Annotated in this window: 23 protein-coding genes; 8 read left to right on the top strand and 15 right to left on the bottom strand. The window is 69.8% G+C overall.

What is annotated here, in order from left to right:
• Positions 1–41: 41 nt before the first annotated feature.
• Together ACLQ7T_RS03770 and ACLQ7T_RS03765 are read right to left on the bottom strand one after the other, a co-directional pair.
• The gene (locus ACLQ7T_RS03770) at positions 42–824 is read right to left on the bottom strand and encodes a hypothetical protein (protein WP_420478206.1); all 783 of its coding nucleotides are present in this window, start codon (positions 822–824) and stop codon (positions 42–44) included.
• Positions 821–1,585, bottom strand: a complete 765-nt coding sequence (locus tag ACLQ7T_RS03765) for a class II aldolase/adducin family protein (protein WP_420471730.1) — start codon at positions 1,583–1,585, stop codon at positions 821–823. The genes ACLQ7T_RS03770 and ACLQ7T_RS03765 overlap by 4 nt, the downstream gene beginning before the upstream one ends.
• Before the next feature lie 161 nt (positions 1,586–1,746).
• Between ACLQ7T_RS03765 and ACLQ7T_RS03760 the strand changes: the two genes are divergently transcribed.
• From ACLQ7T_RS03760 to ACLQ7T_RS03750, 3 genes are all read left to right on the top strand, one after another.
• Complete coding sequence (locus ACLQ7T_RS03760; protein WP_420478205.1) at positions 1,747–2,889, top strand: DUF2336 domain-containing protein; 1,143 nt, start codon at positions 1,747–1,749, stop codon at positions 2,887–2,889.
• 31 nt (positions 2,890–2,920) lie between these two features.
• Positions 2,921–3,703: an NAD kinase gene (locus ACLQ7T_RS03755; RefSeq protein ID WP_420478204.1), complete on the top strand. Its 783-nt coding sequence runs from the start codon at positions 2,921–2,923 to the stop codon at positions 3,701–3,703.
• Positions 3,704–3,781: 78 nt separating this feature from the next.
• On the top strand, positions 3,782–4,258 hold the full coding sequence (locus ACLQ7T_RS03750) for an Hpt domain-containing protein (RefSeq protein WP_420478203.1): 477 nt from the start codon (positions 3,782–3,784) through the stop codon (positions 4,256–4,258).
• Positions 4,259–4,313: 55 nt separating this feature from the next.
• Here ACLQ7T_RS03750 and spbR read toward each other — a convergent pair whose 3' ends face one another.
• Both spbR and ACLQ7T_RS03740 read right to left on the bottom strand, forming a co-directional pair.
• Positions 4,314–5,456: a SpbR family protein gene (gene spbR, locus ACLQ7T_RS03745; RefSeq protein WP_420478202.1), complete on the bottom strand. Its 1,143-nt coding sequence runs from the start codon at positions 5,454–5,456 to the stop codon at positions 4,314–4,316.
• A gap of 90 nt (positions 5,457–5,546) precedes the next feature.
• A complete protein-coding gene (locus tag ACLQ7T_RS03740) occupies positions 5,547–6,347 on the bottom strand; it encodes a transglycosylase SLT domain-containing protein (protein ID WP_420478201.1) in 801 nt (266 codons plus the stop codon).
• Between the two features lie 171 nt (positions 6,348–6,518).
• On the opposite strand from ACLQ7T_RS03740, the gene ACLQ7T_RS03735 reads away from it, so the two are divergent.
• Positions 6,519–7,265: a TonB family protein gene (locus ACLQ7T_RS03735; RefSeq protein WP_420478200.1), complete on the top strand. Its 747-nt coding sequence runs from the start codon at positions 6,519–6,521 to the stop codon at positions 7,263–7,265.
• Here the strand turns inward: ACLQ7T_RS03735 and ACLQ7T_RS03730 are convergent, their stop codons facing one another.
• Positions 7,266–8,276, bottom strand: a complete 1,011-nt coding sequence (locus tag ACLQ7T_RS03730) for an NAD(P)/FAD-dependent oxidoreductase (RefSeq protein ID WP_420478199.1) — start codon at positions 8,274–8,276, stop codon at positions 7,266–7,268.
• Positions 8,277–8,373: 97 nt separating this feature from the next.
• Complete coding sequence (locus tag ACLQ7T_RS03725; RefSeq protein ID WP_420478198.1) at positions 8,374–10,218, bottom strand: phosphoenolpyruvate carboxykinase (GTP); 1,845 nt, start codon at positions 10,216–10,218, stop codon at positions 8,374–8,376.
• 208 nt (positions 10,219–10,426) lie between these two features.
• Between ACLQ7T_RS03725 and ACLQ7T_RS03720 the strand changes: the two genes are divergently transcribed.
• Complete coding sequence (locus ACLQ7T_RS03720; protein ID WP_420478197.1) at positions 10,427–11,062, top strand: DUF938 domain-containing protein; 636 nt, start codon at positions 10,427–10,429, stop codon at positions 11,060–11,062.
• Position 11,063: 1 nt separating this feature from the next.
• Positions 11,064–11,819: a pseudouridine synthase gene (locus ACLQ7T_RS03715; protein ID WP_420478196.1), complete on the top strand. Its 756-nt coding sequence runs from the start codon at positions 11,064–11,066 to the stop codon at positions 11,817–11,819.
• On the opposite strand, the gene ACLQ7T_RS03710 is transcribed toward ACLQ7T_RS03715, so the two are convergent.
• Positions 11,816–12,346, bottom strand: coding sequence for a dihydrofolate reductase family protein (locus ACLQ7T_RS03710; RefSeq protein WP_420478195.1), 531 nt, complete (start codon positions 12,344–12,346; stop codon positions 11,816–11,818). The two genes, ACLQ7T_RS03715 and ACLQ7T_RS03710, sit on opposite strands and share 4 nt — an antisense overlap.
• Before the next feature lies 1 nt (position 12,347).
• Positions 12,348–13,025: a glutathione S-transferase family protein gene (locus ACLQ7T_RS03705; protein WP_420478194.1), complete on the bottom strand. Its 678-nt coding sequence runs from the start codon at positions 13,023–13,025 to the stop codon at positions 12,348–12,350.
• A 75-nt stretch (positions 13,026–13,100) separates the two neighbouring features.
• On the opposite strand from ACLQ7T_RS03705, the gene ACLQ7T_RS03700 reads away from it, so the two are divergent.
• A complete protein-coding gene (locus ACLQ7T_RS03700; RefSeq protein WP_420478193.1) occupies positions 13,101–13,550 on the top strand; it encodes a MarR family winged helix-turn-helix transcriptional regulator in 450 nt (149 codons plus the stop codon).
• Positions 13,551–13,552: 2 nt separating this feature from the next.
• Here the strand turns inward: ACLQ7T_RS03700 and ACLQ7T_RS03695 are convergent, their stop codons facing one another.
• Positions 13,553–13,801: a hypothetical protein gene (locus ACLQ7T_RS03695; RefSeq protein WP_420471744.1), complete on the bottom strand. Its 249-nt coding sequence runs from the start codon at positions 13,799–13,801 to the stop codon at positions 13,553–13,555.
• An 80-nt stretch (positions 13,802–13,881) separates the two neighbouring features.
• Positions 13,882–14,634 carry a MauE/DoxX family redox-associated membrane protein gene (locus tag ACLQ7T_RS03690; protein WP_420478192.1) on the bottom strand — a complete coding sequence of 251 codons (753 nt, stop codon included), beginning with the start codon at positions 14,632–14,634 and terminating at the stop codon, positions 13,882–13,884.
• A gap of 70 nt (positions 14,635–14,704) precedes the next feature.
• Between ACLQ7T_RS03690 and ACLQ7T_RS03685 the strand changes: the two genes are divergently transcribed.
• Positions 14,705–15,130 carry a MerR family transcriptional regulator gene (locus ACLQ7T_RS03685; protein ID WP_420478191.1) on the top strand — a complete coding sequence of 142 codons (426 nt, stop codon included), beginning with the start codon at positions 14,705–14,707 and terminating at the stop codon, positions 15,128–15,130.
• On the opposite strand, the gene ACLQ7T_RS03680 is transcribed toward ACLQ7T_RS03685, so the two are convergent.
• The 5 genes from ACLQ7T_RS03680 to ACLQ7T_RS03660 form a co-directional block, all read right to left on the bottom strand.
• Entirely contained in the window at positions 15,123–15,635 is a 513-nt protein-coding gene (locus ACLQ7T_RS03680; protein ID WP_420478190.1) for a hypothetical protein, read from the bottom strand. The two genes, ACLQ7T_RS03685 and ACLQ7T_RS03680, sit on opposite strands and share 8 nt — an antisense overlap.
• 185 nt (positions 15,636–15,820) lie before the next feature.
• Positions 15,821–16,084 (bottom strand): low molecular weight protein tyrosine phosphatase family protein, encoded by a 264-nt coding sequence (locus ACLQ7T_RS03675; RefSeq protein ID WP_420478189.1) that lies wholly within the window; start codon positions 16,082–16,084, stop codon positions 15,821–15,823.
• 76 nt (positions 16,085–16,160) lie between these two features.
• On the bottom strand, positions 16,161–16,913 hold the full coding sequence (locus ACLQ7T_RS03670; RefSeq protein WP_420478188.1) for a hypothetical protein: 753 nt from the start codon (positions 16,911–16,913) through the stop codon (positions 16,161–16,163).
• A gap of 150 nt (positions 16,914–17,063) precedes the next feature.
• Positions 17,064–17,669 carry a hypothetical protein gene (locus ACLQ7T_RS03665; RefSeq protein ID WP_420478187.1) on the bottom strand — a complete coding sequence of 202 codons (606 nt, stop codon included), beginning with the start codon at positions 17,667–17,669 and terminating at the stop codon, positions 17,064–17,066.
• Between the two features lie 99 nt (positions 17,670–17,768).
• Positions 17,769–18,527: an ATP12 family chaperone protein gene (locus ACLQ7T_RS03660; protein WP_420478186.1), complete on the bottom strand. Its 759-nt coding sequence runs from the start codon at positions 18,525–18,527 to the stop codon at positions 17,769–17,771.
• Positions 18,528–18,534 lie beyond the last annotated feature (7 nt).

Genomic DNA, 18,534 nt, shown 5'->3' with positions numbered 1-18,534 from the left:
TTTCGATTTCCGTCGCGGAAGACAGTGACCTTTTGCGGGTCTCAGAAGCGCCGCCAGAGGCCGACCACGAGACCCGAGGAATCCGGCGCCTCCCGTCCCGACAGGGTCGTGCGCCAGCCGAGCTGGGCGCTCCAGTTTCCGAAGTGGCGCACCACGGAGCTTTCCATCAGCAGCCAGCGCGGTCCGTCGTTGTCGGCCTGGCCGCCATACATCTGGGTCAGGGTGGTCCAGTCGGATCCGAAATGCGCCCCCAGCGTGGCCTCGACCCGGGTTTCGTCCGGCAGGCCGCTGCGCATCCGGCGCGCGACCTCCAGCGTCACGAAACCGGCATCGGCCGAATAGTTCAGCCATTTCAGCTTGCCGTAGGACCGGCCGAAAGCCGCGCGGACCTCGAAATCGCGGCTGCCCGCGCCGGGGGCCGCATAGCCGGCGTTTCGCCCCTCGCCGCCATGGGCGACCCCGGCGTAGAGCGACAGGGCGGTGTTCGGATCGCGCCAGGCCTGCCAGTTCACGCCGATCTCGAGAGGGCCGGTTCCCTCGTAGTCGACGAAGGCGTCCTGTCCCGACTGCCAGTCGCCCTTGAAGCGCAGGGTCCAGCGCTGCGACAGGCCGTATTCGGCGAAGACCGAGACGAAGGTCTCCCGCCGCTCGGCCGGCAGGGGCATGGACACCCCGTTGGGATCAAACCCCTCGCCCGCGCGCATGTCCTCGTATTTGACAATGACCTGCCCGTCGCCCTTGGGCAGGGTCCAGGGGCCGGCGACGACCGGGGCGGCGACCGCGAGGGCCGCCAGCGTCAGCAGCAGCCCCCCGCCCCGGGTCACACGTCGTAACCGGGTGATTTCCTGTCGAGCAAACGCAACGCGCCCGGCCAGGCGAGGGCCGATACGAAACCAATCCCCTTGCCCTGCTCCTTCGTCTCGGCCTGGGCCGCGTCAGGGGCGAACAGGACGTGCTCGCGGCCACCGGACAGGGCCGCCACCTGCTGGGCGCAGGCCCGCTCGAGGAAGAACATGCCGATCCACGCCTGGGCGGCGGTCTGGCCGGTGGCGAGCGTGCCGTGATTGCGCAGCAACATCAGCGGTTTGTCGCCCAGATCGGCGATCAGGCGCTCGCGCTCGTCATGGTTCAGGGCCAGGCCTTCATAGCCGTGGTAGGCGACCTGGTGCTGAAGCAGGCAGGCGTTCTGGCCGATCGGCAGCAGCCCCTCCTTCTGCGCGGCCACGCCGACACCGGCCACCGTGTGCAGATGGATGACGAAATGGGCGTCCTCGCGGGCGCCGTGGATCGCCGAATGGATGGTGAAGCCGGCCGGATTGATAAAATGCTCGGTCTCCTGGACGATATTGCCGTCCAGATCGACCTTCACCAGGCTCGAGGCGGTGATCTCCTCGAAATACCAGCCGTAGGGATTGATCAGGAAGTGGTGCTCGGGTCCCGGAACCCGGGCCGAGATATGGGTGAAGATCATGTCGTCCCACCCGTGCAGGGCGACGAGACGATAGAGCGCCGCCAGCTCGACGCGGACCTTCCATTCCGCTTCCGAAACCTTCGATCGGATCGATGTGATCGCGCCGTCCGCCATGGCCGTATCCTCGCCTGTACTTGTTGTCGCCTCTCGTGGGCCCGCGCACGCTCGCGCGCACGTTGAGCTGCGTCAAGATTCAGGTTCCGTTAACCGCGTCTTTAGTTTGCCAGCGCTACGGTAAATCGCCCTGAAACCATAACGGCTTTCCGGAGAGGTTTGTGACCGTCCTCGTCCAGCTCAACCCGTCTCGGGAACCGGACCGCACGCCGCGCGCCGAGGATCTTCTGGCGCTGGCCCGAAACAGCAGCCCTGACGCCCGCCAGCGCCTGCTGCTCGGCGTCATGGCCCTGTGCGACGCCAGCCCGCCCGACGGAGAGCTGTCGCCGATCCTGGGCGAGATTTTCCTGTCGCTGGCCCGTCAGGCCGAACGCGAGATCCGCAAGGTGCTCGCCACCCGTCTGGCGCACGCTGAATGGGCGCCGCCGGCGCTGGTCAATGTCCTGGCCCTGGACGAGATCGAGATCGCGGCCCCGCTGCTGGCCTCGAGTCCGGTGCTGCGGGACGACGACCTGCTTCAGGTCCTGATCCAGGCCTCGCTGGATCACCAGATCGCCGTGGCCCGCCGCCCGGGCCTCAGCGGCCGCGTCGCCGACGCCGTCATCGAACAGGCCGTTCCGGCCGTCCTCGCGGCCCTGGCGACCAATCGCACCGCCCAGATCAGCGGCGAAGGCTTCCGCCGCCTCGTCGAGCATTCCCGCCGCGTCGCCGCCCTGCGCGGCCCGCTGTCGCGTCACCCGGGCCTGGACCAGGCGCTGGCCGAACAGATGTACCAGTGGGTCGGCGCCGCCCTTCGGGAATCGATCGTCACACGCTTCCAGGTCGACGCCCGCAAGTTCGACGCCGCCGTCTACGATGCGGTCGACTGCGTGATCCGCAAGGACGCCCACGAGGTCATCCCCGTCGACACGCCCGAGCGCGAGGAGATGGAACGCCGGCTGGTCGCCAAGCTTCAGGCCGCCGGCCAGCTTAAGCCTGCCCTGCTGATCCGGGCGGCGCGCGAGCGGCGGCTGTCGCTGGTGGTGCACAGCCTGGCGGCGCTCGGCGGCTTTACGGTCCATCAGGTCCGCGAGGCCCTGCGCGCGGCCTCGCCGGAGCCGATGTACTACGCCTGCGCGGCCATCGGCATTGATCGGGCCGTCTTCCCCACCCTGCTGATCGAACTGCGCAAGCTGAACCGCGGCCTGCCCGGCGACCAGGGCAATGCGGTCTGGCAGCGCGGCGCGATCTCGGCGGCGTCCGCCGCCCGCGCCTTCCGCGCCCTGATTCCGCCCGAGACGCCCGAACAACGCATCGCCGTTTGACTTCACCGTTCGGCTCGGCTTGCGTGTCACAGTGACTCCGCCGCCCGCACCCGCTCCCCGCCTCGCCTTCGTCGCCTCGGACCGTCCCGAGGCGCAGGAGGCGCGTGATCGGCTGATCGCCCGCTACGGCGCGACGCCCGAGGACCAGGCCGAGGTCATCATCGCCCTGGGCGGGGACGGCTTCATGCTGGAGACCCTGCACACCGTGATGGACCGGCGCGTGCCGGTGTTCGGCATGAACCGGGGGTCGGTCGGCTTCCTGATGAACGACTATGAGGAGGACGGCCTGCTGGAGCGGCTGTCCGACGCCGGCCGCGCCGTCATTCACCCCTTGCAGATGGACGCCTGGACCGAGAGCGGACAGGTCCACAGCGGCCTGGCCATCAACGAGGTCTCCCTGCTGCGCCAGACCCGCCAGAGCGCCAAGCTGCGCATCAGCGTCGACGACCGGGTCCGGCTGGAGGAACTGGCCTGCGACGGATGTCTGGTGGCCACGGCGGCGGGATCGACCGCCTACAACCTCTCGGCGCACGGCCCGATCATTCCCCTGGATTCCCGGGTCCTCGCCCTGACTCCGATCAGCGCCTTCCGCCCCCGCCGGTGGCGCGGGGCCCTGCTTCCGCATCAGGCCCGGGTCTGTTTCGAGATCCTCGAGGCCGACAAGCGACCGGTCAGCGCCACCGCCGACAATTTCGAGGTCCGTCGAGTGGTGAAGGTCGAGGTGCGTGAACGCCGGGACATCGCCCTGACCATGCTGTTCGACGCCGGACGGTCGTTCGAGGAGCGGGTTCTGGCCGAGCAATTCGCCTCCTGAGCCGCTACACCCCAGCGTGCACGGCTTCTTAAGGTCGTTCCGCCATCCTGATCGCTACTCAGTTATCGGGAGCGCGCCTTGAGCAACTCGGCCCAGGTCATTCGTCCGCCCAACACGCTGCGCATGAAGGTGGGCGGCGGGTTCGGCGGCATTGACGCCAACGCCATCGCCAAGGCGGAAGAAGCGCTGAAGGCGATGTCGGCCCAATTCGGCCAGTGGCTGCAGGACGAGATCGTCAAGCTGGACAAGGCCCAGTCGGACATCCGCGCCCAGGGCTACAACGCCCAGACGGCTGAAAGCCTCTATTTCCGCGCTCACGACCTGAAGGGCCTCGGTACGACCTACCAGTACCCGCTGGTCACCCGTCTGGCGGCCTCGCTGTGCAAGATGATGGACGATCCGGCCAAGCGAATCGCCGCACCCCTGGTGCTGATCGACGCCCATATCGATGCGATCAAGGCCGTGGTCCGCGACCAGATCCAGACCGACGATCACCCCACCGGCCGGATCCTGGCCGAAACGCTGGAAGCGCGGGTGGCCGACCACTTCCGCTGATCGCCTTCAGCCTGATGAGAGTGCAGACGCCCGCCTTCCGGCGGGCGTTTTGCTGTCAGGCGGCCGCGCTGGCGGCGCCGCGCACAGGCGCCGGAGCCTGATCCAGCCGCTCCATCAGATAGGCCAGATCCTCGCGCGGCGCGTTCGGGCGCTGGGTCAGGAAGCGCTCGAGCATCTGCTGGCGGAAGGCGTCGCCAGTGGTGTCCACGCCCTCGGCCTGCAGGGTGCGCCAGGTGTCGACCCCCGCGCGGAAGGCCTGGAACAGGCGCGGCGGAAGGCCCGCCCGGTCATAGATCGCCTTCAGGCCCAGCGGCCCCGCGTCGTGGATCATCAGCCAGGCGCGCTGGTGCGGCGCCCCCGCCAATTCCGCCAGACCGTGCTCGAACAGCGCCATCTGCCCCCGCGCGAGCGCGCGCAGCAGCAACGAGCCGGTGAGGGCGCGACGGGCGTTGAGGCTGGCGACGAAGGCCGGCAGGTCGGCGTGGCTGGACGCCTGGTCGACCAGGTCGACAGTGGCCCGCTCGCGCGCGAAGGACGCCAGCCGGATCGCGGTCTCGGGCGCCACGGCGTGGCGGGTGACCAGGTGCTCGCGGACGGCGTCCGAGGCGAGTTCGACCAGCCGTTCGCTGACTGACAACGGCAGGACCTGCCGGTAGGCCAGGGCGGCCACGATCTCGGGCGCGTCGCCGAACCGGTCCACGCAGCGGCCCAGCGCAAGCTCGCTGATGTCTGCGTTGTCGTTGGCGGCGAGGGTCCGCACGGCGGTCTCACCACCGACCTCGGCCACCACCTCCGCCACGTCGCGGCTGACGCGCGGGCGGGCGGCGACGGCGGTCTGGCGAACGGCCGACCCGGCCCGGACGATCTCGATCAGGTCCTCGTCCGAAAAGGCCGGCGAGAAATTGATCAGCGGCAGGGCCACGCTGTCCACATCGGCGGCCAGGCGGCGCGCCACGTCGCGCGGGATCAGATCGGACGCCTTCAGGGTGACGGCCATGGCCCGGCGGACCAGTTCGGCGGCGTCATTGGCCAGCAGGCGCAGGATCTTCTGCGCGGCCGCGCGGTCCTCGTCGTCCAGTTCGGCCTTGTCCATATTGCGGCACAGCTTGTGGGCGGCCGCGGCGCGCTCGTCCTCGTCGGTCGACTGGATCAGGCGGCGGATGTCGATCTCGGTCAGTCGGGCGCGATAGGCGGTCATGGGACGCTCAAGGTCTGGCTTCGGGACAGGATCGTCCGACCATCGTTAACGGGCAGTTCACCATGGGTGGATTCGGCCCGGACATCGCCACTAGATCTCCGTCCGCTCTCCCGGGCCGAACGCCCCGCCGAAGCCGCCGCCCTTGCCCTCGCCGTCCTGCCCCAGCAGCAGGGCCAGCAGGCTCTGGTCCTGCTTCAGCCGGTCCAGCCGGGCCGCAAGCATCTGGTCGCGTTCCGAAAGCGGCGGCGTGACCGTACCGCCCTCGCCCGCCCCGGCCGCGGGCGCGCCGTCCCCGGCCGAGCGCTGCAGATTGGCGTGGACCTCGGCCACGGTCGCGGGACGGCCGTCGCGGTAAAAGATCGAACGGTTGGCCGCCGCCGCCTCCGGGAAGAGAGCCGCCGCGCTGGAGCCCGGACGGCGATCCATCGCCTCCATCAGCTGAGCGGCGCCGGCCGGCCCCAGGAAATGGGCGGCGTACAGGTCGCCGGCGCCCGGCTCCCGCCCCGTCCGCCCTCGCAGATAGGCAGCGTTGGACGCGGTCAGCTCCGCCGCCATGGTGGAGGCGGCCTGGGGGTCGAAGCGCAGGTCGAGCACCACGTTGCGGGCCGAGCCCTCGACCCGCCAGCGCCCGTCAGAGCCGCGGTAGATCAGGTCGGCGTACTGACCGTAGCCGTGCTTGGCGCCGTGCTGTTTCACCGTCGCCAGCCAGGTCTGCTCGATGAACTGGAACAGGCCCGCCGCCGAAGAGGTCGGCGCCCGCGCGGACGGGTTCATCGCGCTTTCCCGCCGCGCGGTGCGCACGAGGAAGTCGGCGTCCACCCCGGTCGCGCTGGACGCACGCCGAATGGCCGCCTCAACCCCGCCTGACGATGGAATCGCCCTGATGGTCATAATCGTTAACGCTGGCGAACTCTGGTTAACGAGCCCTTAACGTGACCGGAAAGCCACGTTCGGCGAAGCGCCCATTCCTGCCCGAACCTCGCCGCAAACCCGCCCCAACGGCAGCGCTCCATTTTCAACCGGGAGTGCTGTGGGGACAGCGAGACAGGGATGAAGACCATGATGATCAGAACCGCAGGCGGCCCCGGACTGGTGAGCCCCATCGACTTTCATGAACGCCAGCCCCGGCGGCTGTCCCGGGCCAGCTGGATCGCCATCGGCATCGTCGCCATGGCCCACGTCGGCGTCGGCATAGCGTTGTATTATCAGCGCTTTGAAATGCCCCAGCCGATCCCGCACAGCGAACCGCCGACGGACGGCATCTTCATGGACCTGGCCCCTCCCCCGCCGCTGGAGCCGGTCGAGGCCAAGCCCGAGCCCGTCGCCCCGAATACGGTGATCCACCGTCCGGAGCGGGCGCCGCCCTCCTCCGTCGAGACGCTGTCGGCCGCGACCAACGACACCGCCGAGGTCGCCACCGGGCCCAGCATCTCGATCTCCCATACCGCCCCCGAATCTGTGGACATCGCGCCGCCGGCCCGGGAGACCGTGGTCCAGCCGCCCGCCGTGCGGGTCATCCGTAACCCCAGCTGGATCAGCCAGCCGAACGCCGACCAGATGATGCGGGCCTATCCGGACAGCGCCCTGCGCCGCGGTCTGGCGGGGACCGCGACGCTGAACTGCATGGTCGAGGCCAACGGCCGGGTCTCGGCCTGCGAGGTGACGGGAGAGACGCCGGCCGGAAACGGCTTCGGTCGCGCCGCCCAGCAGCTGTCGCGTCACTTCCGGATCAACCCCCGCACCGTCGACGGCGCGGCGGAAGGGTCCCGGGTCGCCATCAACCTGCGGTTCGTGCCGCCGGCTGACTGATCAGGCGAACCGGAGGGGCGAGAGGGCCGCGGCGTCCGCAAGAGGCGCGCGACCCTCGATCCCGTCGGCGACGACCCGGCCGACCATCGGGCCCAGCAGCCAGCCGTTGCGACGGGGGGCCAGGGCCAGATGCAGGCCGGGCGCGCCGGACGGCCCCGCCATCGGCAGACCGTCCGGCGAGGCGCCGCGGATCCCCACGCGAGGCGGTCCGGGCTGGGCCGCGGCGCCGATCAGGGCGACGCCGTTGGCCACCTGTTTCGCCGCGATCTCCATATCCGGATCGGTGCTGCGGTCGCCGGACTGCATGGTCGCCCCGCACAGGGCGCCGTCCGTCGTCGGCGTCGCATAGCCGCCCGGGCCGCGCAGAACCCGGTCCGGCGTGGCGCAGACGATCGGGGTCAGTTGCCCCCGGATCGGCTCGATTGAGTTCACCAGCAGCGCCGCGACGTCCGGCAGTCCCGGCAGGGCCGACGCCGCACCGGTGGCCAGCACCACCGTCGGGGCGGTCCAGTGTCGTTCGTCCGCGGCGGTCGCGGTCCACAGACCGTCGGCGCGGGACAGGCGCGTGACGGTCGCCTCGACCCGGGTCACCCCGGGACGGCTCGAAAGCGCGGCCAGCGCGCCCTGCGCCTCGATGCGCCAGTCGTCCGGCGTGAACAGGCCCTCGCCCGCCCGCCCGGCGGCGAAGCCCAGCCGATGCAGGGTCGCGACGGCGGCGTCAGGGTCCGAACCGCGCCACTCGGCGCCGTCCAGATGCAGGGCCAGGCCGTGCCGGCCGGCGAAGGCCGGCCACAGATCGCGACCGCGCTTCAACAGCGCCGCATGCTCCGCCGACAGGCCGTCGATCAGGCTTTCCATGGCCGGGGCGATCATGCCCGCCGCCGCCGAGGAGGCGTTGGGGCCGCCCGGATCGAGTACAGTCACCGCATGGCCGCGCGCGGCCAGTTCAGCGGCGCTGGACAGACCCAGCACCCCCGCGCCGATGACGATTACTCTCGGGGAAGAAGACACGGCGGGTCACATCGACCCGCCGCGCCGCTTTTGCAAGGGGCGCCGACACTCGCGCCGCGGTCAGTCGCGGCTTGAGCGGTGACCGCGCCCCGGATGGCTACTCCGCCGCGATCGCCGCGGCGCGGCGGGCGTCGATGCGGGCGGTCAGGGCCGCGTGCTGGTCCCAAAGGGCGCGGGGCAGACGATCGCCGAACGTCTCATAGAAGGCGGGAATCAGGGCCGCTTCCTCGGCCCAGACCTCGGCGTCCACGTCCAGCAGGGTCGACAGGTCGGCGTCCGACAGGTCCAGATCCGACAGGTCCAGCGCCTCGGCCGACGGCACGCGGCCGACCGGGGTGTCCACGGCCGCGGCCCTGCCGTCCAGACGCTCGGCGATCCACTTCAGCACACGGGCGTTGTCGCCGAAGCCCGGCCAGATGAACTTGCCGTCCTCGTTCTTGCGGAACCAGTTGACGAAGTAGAGGCGCGGCAGCTTCGACGCCTCCGTCCGGCCGCCCATCGACAGCCAGTGGGCGAAGTAGTCGCCCATGTTGTAGCCGCAGAAGGGCAGCATCGCGAACGGGTCGCGGCGCAGTTCGCCGACCTTGTTTTCGGCCGCGGCGGTGCCTTCCGAGGCGACGGTCGAGCCCATGAAAACCCCGTGCTCCCAGTCGAAGGCCTCGGTGACCAGCGGCACGGCGCTGGCGCGGCGACCGCCGAACAGGATGGCGTCGATCGGCACGCCCTTCGGATCTTCCCACTCGGGCGCGATGGTCGGGCACTGATGCGCCGGGGCGGCGAAGCGGGCGTTCGGGTGGGCGGCGGGTTCGCCCGAGGCCGGGTCGTGGGCCGCGCCCTTCCAGTTGGTCAGGCCTTCCGGCGCGTCCTTCGACAGACCTTCCCACCAGACGTCCCCGTCATCGGTCAGGCCGGTGTTGGTGAAGACGGTGTTCTTCGCCAGGGTCGCCAGCGCGTTCTGGTTGGTGTTGCGGCTGGTGCCCGGGGCCACGCCGAAGAAGCCCGCCTCCGGGTTCACGGCATACAGACGACCGTCGTCCCCGAAGCGCATCCAGGCGATGTCGTCACCGACTGTCTCGGCGGTCCAGCCCGGGATGGCCGGCTGAAGCATGGCCAGGTTGGTCTTGCCGCAGGCCGAGGGGAAGGCGGCGGCGACGTATTTCGCCCGCCCTTCCGGACCGGTCAGCTTGAGGATCAGCATGTGCTCGGCCAGCCAGCCCTCATCGCGGGCCATGACCGAGGCGATGCGCAGGGCGTAGCATTTCTTCCCGAGCAGGGCGTTGCCGCCGTAGCCCGAGCCGTAGGACCAGATCTCGCGGGTCTCGGGATAGTGGACGATCCACTTGTCATCATTGCAGGGCCAGGGCACGTCCGCCTGCCCCTCCGCCAGCGGCGCGCCGAGGGTGTGCACGGCGGGCACGAAGACGCCGTCCTCGCCCAGCACGTCCAGCGCCGGCTGACCCATGCGGGTCATGATCCCCATGGAGACGGCGACGTAGCCGCTGTCGGTGATCTCGACGCCCAGGGCGCTGATCTTCGAGCCCAGCGGCCCCATCGAGAAAGGCACGACGTACATCGTCCGACCGGCCATGCAGCCGTCGAACAGGCCCTCCATCCGGGCGCGCATCTCGACCGGATCGGCCCAGTTGTTGGTCGGACCGGCGTCGGCCTGATCCGCCGAACAGATGAAGGTGCGGCTCTCGACCCGGGCGACATCCTTGGGGTCCGAGGCGGCGTAGTAGCTGCCCGGGCGCTTGACCGGATCCAGCGCCTTCAGCGTGCCCTTGCCGATCAGGTCGGCGACGATCGCAGCCTTTTCGGCCTCCGAGCCATCGCACCAGTGAACCCGGGCGGGCCTGGTCAGGGCCGCAATCTCCTGAACCCAGGCGATGAGCCCGGCATGACGGGTCGGGGCCGGCAGAAGGCCGGGGATCGAGTGGGGCATGGTGGTCTCCTGAACCGTCCGGTCCGGAGGTCTTCGCGCCCCCGTGACCGCTCCCTGTGCGTGTTGATCACGCAGTGTTTCAGCCGGAATGACACCGAACCCCGAGCGTCGTCAACCGGTGCAACTTTGTGCCTGCAGCGTGCATCGCCGGCCACGCGCGCCGCACTTTCCGGTCGCGAAGGACGCCGCGCCGGGGTATCCGGCGGCCATGCAGACGATGGACGCCCTGACCGCGACTCCCGAAGGCGGGCTGAACTCCGCCGCCTCGGTCCGCAACGCCGGACCGATCCTGGAGGTGCTGAAGGCGCATCTGCCCGCGCGCGGCCGGGTGCTGGAGATCGCGGGCGGCAGCGGCCAGCACGCCGTCGCCTTCGCCGGAGCCCTGCCCGGTCTGGACTGGACCCCCAGCGATCCGTCCGCCGAGGCGCGGGCCAGCATGGCCGCCTGGGCCGGACAGGCGAAGCTGCCGAACCTGAACCCGCCCATGGCGCTGGACATGCTGGACGAGGCCGGCTGGCCGACCGGCGTCTTCGAGGCGATGGTCTGCATCAATATGATCCACATCAGCCCGTGGGCGGCGACGGAAGGTCTGATGCGGCTGGCGGGCCGGTCGCTGGTGCGCCCCGGCGGCTTGCTGGCCCTGTACGGCCCCTATCGCGAGGCGGAGATCGATCTGGCCCCGTCCAACGCCGACTTCGACCTCAGCCTGCAGCGCCGCAATCCCGACTGGGGCGTGCGCGACCGGGAGGCGGTCACGGCCGAGGGGAAGACGGCCGGCCTGGCCCTCACCCGGCGGGTGGAGATGCCGGCGAACAACATCATGCTCCTGTACCGGGCGATCTGAGATGGCGTGGACGAAGACCTATGATGGCGCCGAGCCCGTCCGGATCAACAAATGGCTGGGCCAGTCGGGGGTCTGCTCGCGGCGCGAAGCCGACGCCCTGATCGCCGACGGACTGGTGTCCATCGACGGCGAGGTGGTGAAGGACGCCGGGCGCAAGCTGGAGCCCGGCCAGACCCTGACACTGAGCGACGGCGCCACCGCCGAACTGGCGCAGGGCCAGACCCTGATTCTGCACAAGCCGGTCGGCTATGTCTCGGGCCAGCCCGAGCCGGGCAAGATTCCGGCGGTGCGGCTGATGACCATCGCCAACCGCATCGGCGACGCCGAGCCGCCCGGCCGCGCCTCCCTGCCCCCCATCGGGCGGCTGGACGAGGACTCCCGCGGCCTGCTGCTGCTGTCGTCCGACGGGGTGGTGGCCAAGGCGGTGATCGGGCCGGAGTCCGATCTCGACAAGGAATATCTGGTCCGGGTGCGCGGTCAGGTGACCGAGGCGAAGCTGACCCGGCTCCGGCACGGGCTGGAGCTTGACGGGCGCAAGCTGAAGCCCGCCCGGGTCACCGTGGTCGAGCCCCAGTTGCTGCGCTTCATCCTGAAGGAAGGCCGCAACCGTCAGATCCGCCGCATGTGCGATCTGGTCGAGCTGCGCGTCATCGACCTGCACCGCATCCGCATCGGCCCCCTGCATCTGGGCGACCTCCCCGAAGGCAAGTGGCGCGCCCTGTCGGCGGCGGAGCGGGACGCCCTCATCGGCGCCTAGGCCGGCAGATAGGTCAGCAGGATCGCCTGCTCGCCGATCCGTTCATGGCTCTCCAGTCGGAGCGGCGGGCGGGGCCCGGCGAAATAGGGCGTCCCGCCGCCGGTGACATAGGGGTGGAGATAGATCCGGTAGGCGTCGATCAGGCCCATCTCGCCCAGGCTTTTCGCCAGCCGGGGGCCGCCGACCTCGATCTCGCCCTCGACCTCGGCCTTGAGCTTGCGGACCGCCGCCTCGACGTCGCCGGAGATCAGGGTCGCGTTGGGGCCCACCGACGTCAGCGACGTCGACACCACCCATTTGCGGTGCGCGCGCCAGGCTTGGGCGAACGCCCGCTCGTCCGCCGTCCATTCGGGATGGTCCTCATCCCAGTAGGCCATGATCTCGTAGAGGCGGCGGCCATACAGACTTCCCGCCTGCCCGCGCACCTGATCGATGAAGTGGCGGAACAGGACGGCGTCAGGCGCGAAGGCGTCGTGGTCGACATAGCCGTCCAGCGACTGGTTCATGCCGAAGACGAGGCGGGCCATCTCAGGCGGTCCCGCCGGTGAGGGCCGGATTCTTCGCCTCTTCCGTCCGGAACGGGGTCATCTGATCCTCCAGCGCGCGGCGGAACGCCGGCCGCGTCTGACATCGGGCGACATAGTCCGCCAGGGCGGGGAAGTCGGTCAGGATGTCGGTGTGGCGCAGGTCGCGCAGGACATGGGTCATCAGGATGTCGGCGGCGCTGAAGCGATCATTGGCGAACCAGCGGCGCGGTCCCAGCGCGGCCTGCAGGTCGGCCAGCCGCTTGCGGACGGCGGCCTCGACCTCCGGTCGGCGCGCCTTCGCCCAGTCCTTTTCCGCGTTGAACAGGTCGATGGTCGCCAGCTCGGCGACGAAGGGCTCGATGCTGTTCATGGCCGCGAACAGCCAGGTCATGACCATCGCCCGCCCTGCAGGATCAGCGGGCATCAGCTGGTCCGAGCCCTGGGCGATCCACAGGACGATGGCGCCGCTTTCGAACATCTCGACCGTATCGTCACGATAGGCCGGCACCTGTCCGAACGGCTGCACCGCCCGATAGGCGGCGGTCGTCCGGTCCTCCAGCCCGATGAGCCGGTCGTCGTAGCCCAGCCCCGCCTCCTCCAGCGCCCAGCGTACGCGAATGTCGCGCACCGAACCCTGGGCGAAAGGCGGCACCCATTTGAAGGCGGTGACCTCGATCATGGCGCGGTTCCTCGTATCGGGCTCTGGGGCCGGTCATTTCTTGACGTTTGAGTTGATATCAACTTATTTGAGCGCATGTCAAACCTGCCCGAGCCCTACGCGACCACCCTGCACATCCGGGATCACTGTCTCTGCCTGCACGCCCAGCAGGCGGCGCGGGCCCTGTCGCGGCGGTTCGACGAGGTCTTCCGCCCGCTCGGCCTGACCAGCGGACAGTTCTCCCTTCTCAACAGCCTGAACCGTCCGTCGCCGCCCACCATCAGCCAGGTGGCCGCGACCCTGGGCATGGATCGCTCGACGGTGACCGCCAATCTCAAGCCGCTGGAGCGCTCGGGGGCCGTGATCGCCACGGTGGACGCCGCGGATCGCCGCGGGCGGCGCGTCGCCCTGACGTCCGCCGGCCGGGACCTTCTGGCCCGGGCTACGCCGATCTGGATCGCGACCCATCAACAACTCGAGGCGGAACTGGATGCGGGCGAGGCGGACCGGATGCGCGGCGGCCTGCGCCGCCTGCTCGAGGCCTGAACTCAGACCACCGCCCCGTCCTCACGGTCCCGACGGCGGAACAGCCCCCCGACCCGCCGCCCGACGGACTGCAGCCGGGTCACGCATCCCTCCTTCAGGCCGCGCGCCGGAAGCGGCTCGGCGCTGCGACACAGGCACATATAGCAGATGAAGGCCCGCCCGCTGTCGAGCTCGACCCGGGTCCGCCAGTCGGCCTCGAAGCACTCCGGACAACGCACCCGGACCGCCCCCTCCAGACCCCGCATCCACATGACGTCCTCCCGTTCGGGAGCGAGAAATAGAAATTTCTCGCCATACGTGCATTCTGGATGCCGTGATTCCCGCCTCGGGGTCACGCCTGATGCGGCATCATCGCCAGCATCCAGACCGCCATGGCGATCATCATCAGGTTCTCGGTCAGGGACACGAAGCCCAGCGGGACATTGGAAGATCCCCCGACGCAGGCGCATTTCAGATGGCGCCGGTCGACATAGACGGCCTTGAACACCGACACCGCGCCGATCCCGCCGATGATCAGGGCCACCGGCGCCGACAGCCAGGTCAGCACCCCGGCCAGCATCAGCACCCCGGCGCCCAGCTCGGCGAAGGGATACACATAGCCGTAGGGCGGCCATTTCTGCGCCAGCAGGTCGTAGTTCAGAAACATGGTCGAGAATTTCTCGACATCCTGCAGCTTCAGCATGGCCAGCAGACACATGGCGATGGAGATGAAGGCGGGCGGCAGATTGACCAGGACCGGCCCGTCCATCCACCAGACCATCACCGCGGCCAGAAGCAGGGCCACGGCGAAGACGGCCAGCACGGGGACGTAGCTCGTCGCGCCGGCCTCCGGGACCTTCTGGCCGAAGAAGCGACGCAGGTCATCATAGCCGCCGATCCGCACGCCGTCGATGAAGGTCTGGGGCGTGGTCTTCACGTCATGCCCGGCCTTGAAGGCGTCGGTCTCGGCGCGGGTCGTCAGGTGACGGTCCTCGACCACATAGCCCTTGCGCTTCAGCAGCCAGAGCGCCTTTCGCCCATAGGGACAGACATGGTCAGGCATGACCATGCGATAAAGGACAGCAGTCTTTCGGGGGTCTGACATCAGGATCTCCAGCTTGCCGATAACGGCCCGCGCCCTATCTGGGGTCCGTACCACGGTACGGAGTCAAGCCATGGGCGATATGACGATCAGCGGCCTCGCCCGCGCCGGCGGCGTGGGGATTGAGACTGTTCGCTACTACCAGCGGCGCGGCCTGCTGGAGACGCCTTCCGGCGCCGGGGGCGTGCGGCGCTACGGGCCGTCGGACATCCGGCGTCTGCGCTTCATCCGGTCGGCCCAGGCGGCGGGCTTCACGCTGGAGCAGATCGGGGAGTTGCTGGCGCTGGACGCCGGTCAGGATCGGGAACGCGCACAGACGCTGGCGCGCGACCGACTGGCCGAACTGGATGCGAAGATCGCGGAACTGGAGGCGGCGCGAGGGGCGCTGCAGCGACTGGCGGACGCCTGCGGAGCAGACCACGACGGCCCCTGCCCCATCATCGCCGCCTTCGAGGGACGGGCCGACGCGCCCGCCCCCCGGAGACATTCGGTCAGCTGACCCGGCTGGCCGCGGCGGCCAGCGCCTGGGCGTCGGTCAGGGTCTGGACCTGGTCGCCCGCGACCACCACCGCTGCGGCGTCATGGAAGGCGGCCGGCGCATGACCGAGGGCGCGCAGGGCGGTCGGCACGCCGTCGCCGAAGGCGAAGACCGGCGCCCCCTTGGCGTGGGCGCGCGTGATCACATCCTCCAGCGCTGCGGCCGCATCAGCGTCCGGCGCGCCGGCCGGCACGACCAGGGCCTTCAAGGCGCCGTTGTCGATATCGGAGGCCTGGGCGGTCGGCAGGATGCTGGCGCCGCCGAGGTTCAGCCCGGCGTCGCCGACCGACATCGGGGCCAGCGACAGGCCGTGAGCGCGCAGAACGGACTCAGCGTCCGGCAGGGCGCCGAAATTCAGTCCACGCCGCATGGCGAGACCGACCCGGGCGCGGATCGGGGCCTGGCGATAACCGCCACGGCCGGATTGGGTGCGGGGGGCGTACGGGGCTTTGCGTTGGGCGTACAAGACGTCTCCTTCAGGGGTTTCAGAGCCCTGGAAGCCGTCCGCGAAATGGAATAGCGCCACCCGCGCACGGGGCGCGGGCGTCGATGCGTCCGGATTTCAGGATGAACTGAACCTAGGGTCCGACGCGCCGCGGTTCAAGCTTGGCCGTGGAAACAGACGGGTCGGCGCGCCCGCCAGACGCCGGTTCAGCGCAGGTACGGCCCCACCTTTCGCTCCAGCAACGCCACCAGCTCGGGCTGCATGAAGGCGTAGTCGTCAGGGATGTCGAGGCAGATCACCCGGGCGCGCTTCAGGTGTTTGCCGAAGCGGCGCTGCAGCTTCGACCGGTGCGCCTTCTCCATGACGAAGATGATGTCCGCCCACTCGACCAGCTCAACCGAGCACTCCTCCTCCGCATCCGGCGCCAGCCCGGCGGAGGCGGTCTCGACGCCGGGATGGCGCGCAAACACCTGCTCGGCGGTGGGCGAGCGCAGACGGTTGCGGGAGCAGAGGAAGAGGAGGTTTTTCAGGCGTGTGATCCGCGGCCTATCGGGCGGCCAGCGCCGCTTTCAGGCGCACGACAAAAGGATCATCGGGCCCCGAGATCGGCACAAGAGACTGCATGTTGATCTGGAACCGGCTGCGCTGGTTCTGTCCGTTACGGAACTCGACATCGATCCCGAGCGGGAAGGCGCCGTCGGCGGGATAGAGACGCCCGTCCGACATCCGGAGCGCCACAAGCATCTGACCGACTTCCAGAGCATAGGGTGGGTTGCATGGCCCTCCCCCCAGACCGCTGTCCTCGGACGCGCCATGAAAAGCAAAACCGTTTTGGCCGGGCCGGTCGAACAGCCATTCCGGAACGCTGTTGAAAGCCCGGCCCTCGCTGTCGTCCTCGCGGCTGCGGCCCGGAAACTCCGCCCGGTCATATCCCCCGATGCGCAGGCTGTGTTCGAAGAAGAGAAGATCGACGGGTTCGGCGCCCTTCAGCGTTTCAACAGGACGCAGTTCGAAAGCGAAGAAGTCGATGTACTCCGGATAACCGTCCGGCAACTCCATGTCCCCGAACTGCAGGTAAAATTCGCCGCGAGAGAAGGTCCGGGTGACCGTGTGCCGGGCTGCGACGGTCACGATCTGGATCATGTCCGCCCTGGCCGCGACCTGGGTCGCCAGATCACCACCGACATAACGCCCGCTGTCGCGGTATTGCGTCGGGGAGCAGGCGCCGGCGACGCCGGGGGCCGACAACGCGCCGAGCGCGCCCGCGAGCAGGAGGCAGCCTCTCAATGATCTGAACAACGGCGTCCCCCTGAGCCCCAATCCACACAGCATCGGCGTCGGATCATGCCGCGATTATGACTGAAAACACAGACCGATACGTCGCCACCCTCCCGACGCCGGTGGGAGCGAGGGCGTCCTTCGGTCACGCCCGCCCGCAGCGGCCCCGGGTCACCCCGCCGGACACGCGGCCAGCTGGGCGCGGGCGCGGGCGATCAGCGGCTCGACACCCGCCCAGTCGAACCGGACCTGTGAGGCGGTCCGGACCTCGGAACCCGAAAGGTCGAGCAGCACCACGGTGATCGAACCCGCCTCGCGGAATCGCCGGACCCCGGCCGGGCCGTCCGGGCTTCCCCGCCGGTAGTCGACCCAGGCCTGATAGAGGTCCGGCCCGTCCCCGCGTGTGAGGATTTCGGCCCGATGCGCCCGCCCCCGCGCCGGCGGAATGGTCCCGAAGCGGACCCGGGTGATCGCCCGCCCTGCCCCGGCCGGAACCGCGGGCGGCGCGACGGACATTCCGGCGTCACGGAAGCCGTCGGTCAACGCGGTCGCCGGCGCGTCCAGAATCAGTCGGGCGGCGGAGGCCGAAGCCTCTTCGTCCCCGGCTTCAGCGCGGGTCAGGGTGATGCGGACCAGATCGGCGTCCGACCACACGCTCACCGAGCCCGACGGATCACTCCAGTGGAAGGGCGTCCCGCATCGGGTCTGCGCGACCGCGGGGTCGCCGACGGCAAGAACAAGGATGAAGGCCAGGGCCGTGGTCAGGCGTGCGATCATGGAAACCTCCTTCGCCCGGACCCTGGCCCCGTTCGACCCTCACGGCCACTGCCGGAACCTGATCCGTGTCGCCCCGGAGGCAGACGGCGCACAGGTCGGTCAGGACAGCGCCCGGAACCACCGGTCGAACAGCAGGGCCTCTGCGCGGCGGGCGGCGGTGCGCTGGGCGTTTTCCTCGTCCACGCCCCAGCGGCTCTCCTGGAAGGCCTCGTCGAGGCGGGACAGGTCGAAGGCCAGTTCACCCGACAGGGCGCCGCGCTGGACCGCCAGGCCCAGCACCGCCGAGCCCAGCAGGGGCACAACGGCGGCGAGACCGGTCAGGGCGAAGTCGTCCAGTTCCAGCGCCAGTTCGCGCACACGGGCGACGGCGGCGGGATCCTGCGCCTTGTGGGTGATGCCTTCGGCCAGCTCCAGTGGCACGCCCAATTCGCGCGCCCAGTCGCGCCACGGCCCCCATTCGCGCGCCTGCTGCTCGACCAGCGAGCCCGGTGCCTCGGCGGGATAGCAGAGCAGGTCGGACCCGGCGTAGGCGGCGACCTCATCGGCCACCGCCTCGCGCACCTGGCTGACCCGGTCGATGGCGGTCGAGGCCAGACGGGTCGCGGGCATGGTGGCGGGCTCGATGAACTCGCCCTGCGCCGCCCACTCGTCGGCGACCAGACGAGCGGCCGCCTCGGTCGGCAGGGTCAGCCTGGCATGGGCCGGGGTTTTGGGCGCGCGGCCGTCCAGCAGGACGGTCCAGCCGCCCTCGCCTTCCGACACATCGACCGTCTTCCAGAAGCGCTTCAGCCGCTCCTCGGACTCGCGAAAGCCCTTCCTGGCGGCGACGTTGGGATCGAGAGGGGGGATGTGGGACATGGCGCGC

Origin of the sequence: Brevundimonas sediminis, assembly GCF_048799765.1 — a bacterium.
In the GTDB taxonomy this organism is placed as follows: domain Bacteria; phylum Pseudomonadota; class Alphaproteobacteria; order Caulobacterales; family Caulobacteraceae; genus Brevundimonas.
This window is presented reverse-complemented; position numbering and strand designations above follow the sequence as displayed.

Excerpts from the sequence above, each read along its gene's own strand:
- ACLQ7T_RS03765 (WP_420471730.1), bottom strand. The coding sequence starts at position 1,585 with ATGGCGGACGGCGCGATCACATCGATCCGATCGAAGGTTTCGGAAGCG.
- spbR (WP_420478202.1), bottom strand. The coding sequence starts at position 5,456 with ATGACCGCCTATCGCGCCCGACTGACCGAGATCGACATCCGCCGCCTG.
- ACLQ7T_RS03740 (WP_420478201.1), bottom strand. The coding sequence starts at position 6,347 with ATGACCATCAGGGCGATTCCATCGTCAGGCGGGGTTGAGGCGGCCATT.
- ACLQ7T_RS03735 (WP_420478200.1), top strand. The coding sequence starts at position 6,519 with ATGATCAGAACCGCAGGCGGCCCCGGACTGGTGAGCCCCATCGACTTT.
- ACLQ7T_RS03725 (WP_420478198.1), bottom strand. The coding sequence starts at position 10,218 with ATGCCCCACTCGATCCCCGGCCTTCTGCCGGCCCCGACCCGTCATGCC.
- ACLQ7T_RS03720 (WP_420478197.1), top strand. The coding sequence starts at position 10,427 with ATGCAGACGATGGACGCCCTGACCGCGACTCCCGAAGGCGGGCTGAAC.
- ACLQ7T_RS03715 (WP_420478196.1), top strand. The coding sequence starts at position 11,064 with ATGGCGTGGACGAAGACCTATGATGGCGCCGAGCCCGTCCGGATCAAC.
- ACLQ7T_RS03710 (WP_420478195.1), bottom strand. The coding sequence starts at position 12,346 with ATGGCCCGCCTCGTCTTCGGCATGAACCAGTCGCTGGACGGCTATGTC.
- ACLQ7T_RS03705 (WP_420478194.1), bottom strand. The coding sequence starts at position 13,025 with ATGATCGAGGTCACCGCCTTCAAATGGGTGCCGCCTTTCGCCCAGGGT.
- ACLQ7T_RS03700 (WP_420478193.1), top strand. The coding sequence starts at position 13,101 with ATGTCAAACCTGCCCGAGCCCTACGCGACCACCCTGCACATCCGGGAT.
- ACLQ7T_RS03695 (WP_420471744.1), bottom strand. The coding sequence starts at position 13,801 with ATGTGGATGCGGGGTCTGGAGGGGGCGGTCCGGGTGCGTTGTCCGGAG.
- ACLQ7T_RS03690 (WP_420478192.1), bottom strand. The coding sequence starts at position 14,634 with ATGTCAGACCCCCGAAAGACTGCTGTCCTTTATCGCATGGTCATGCCT.
- ACLQ7T_RS03685 (WP_420478191.1), top strand. The coding sequence starts at position 14,705 with ATGGGCGATATGACGATCAGCGGCCTCGCCCGCGCCGGCGGCGTGGGG.
- ACLQ7T_RS03665 (WP_420478187.1), bottom strand. The coding sequence starts at position 17,669 with ATGATCGCACGCCTGACCACGGCCCTGGCCTTCATCCTTGTTCTTGCC.
- ACLQ7T_RS03660 (WP_420478186.1), bottom strand. The coding sequence starts at position 18,527 with ATGTCCCACATCCCCCCTCTCGATCCCAACGTCGCCGCCAGGAAGGGC.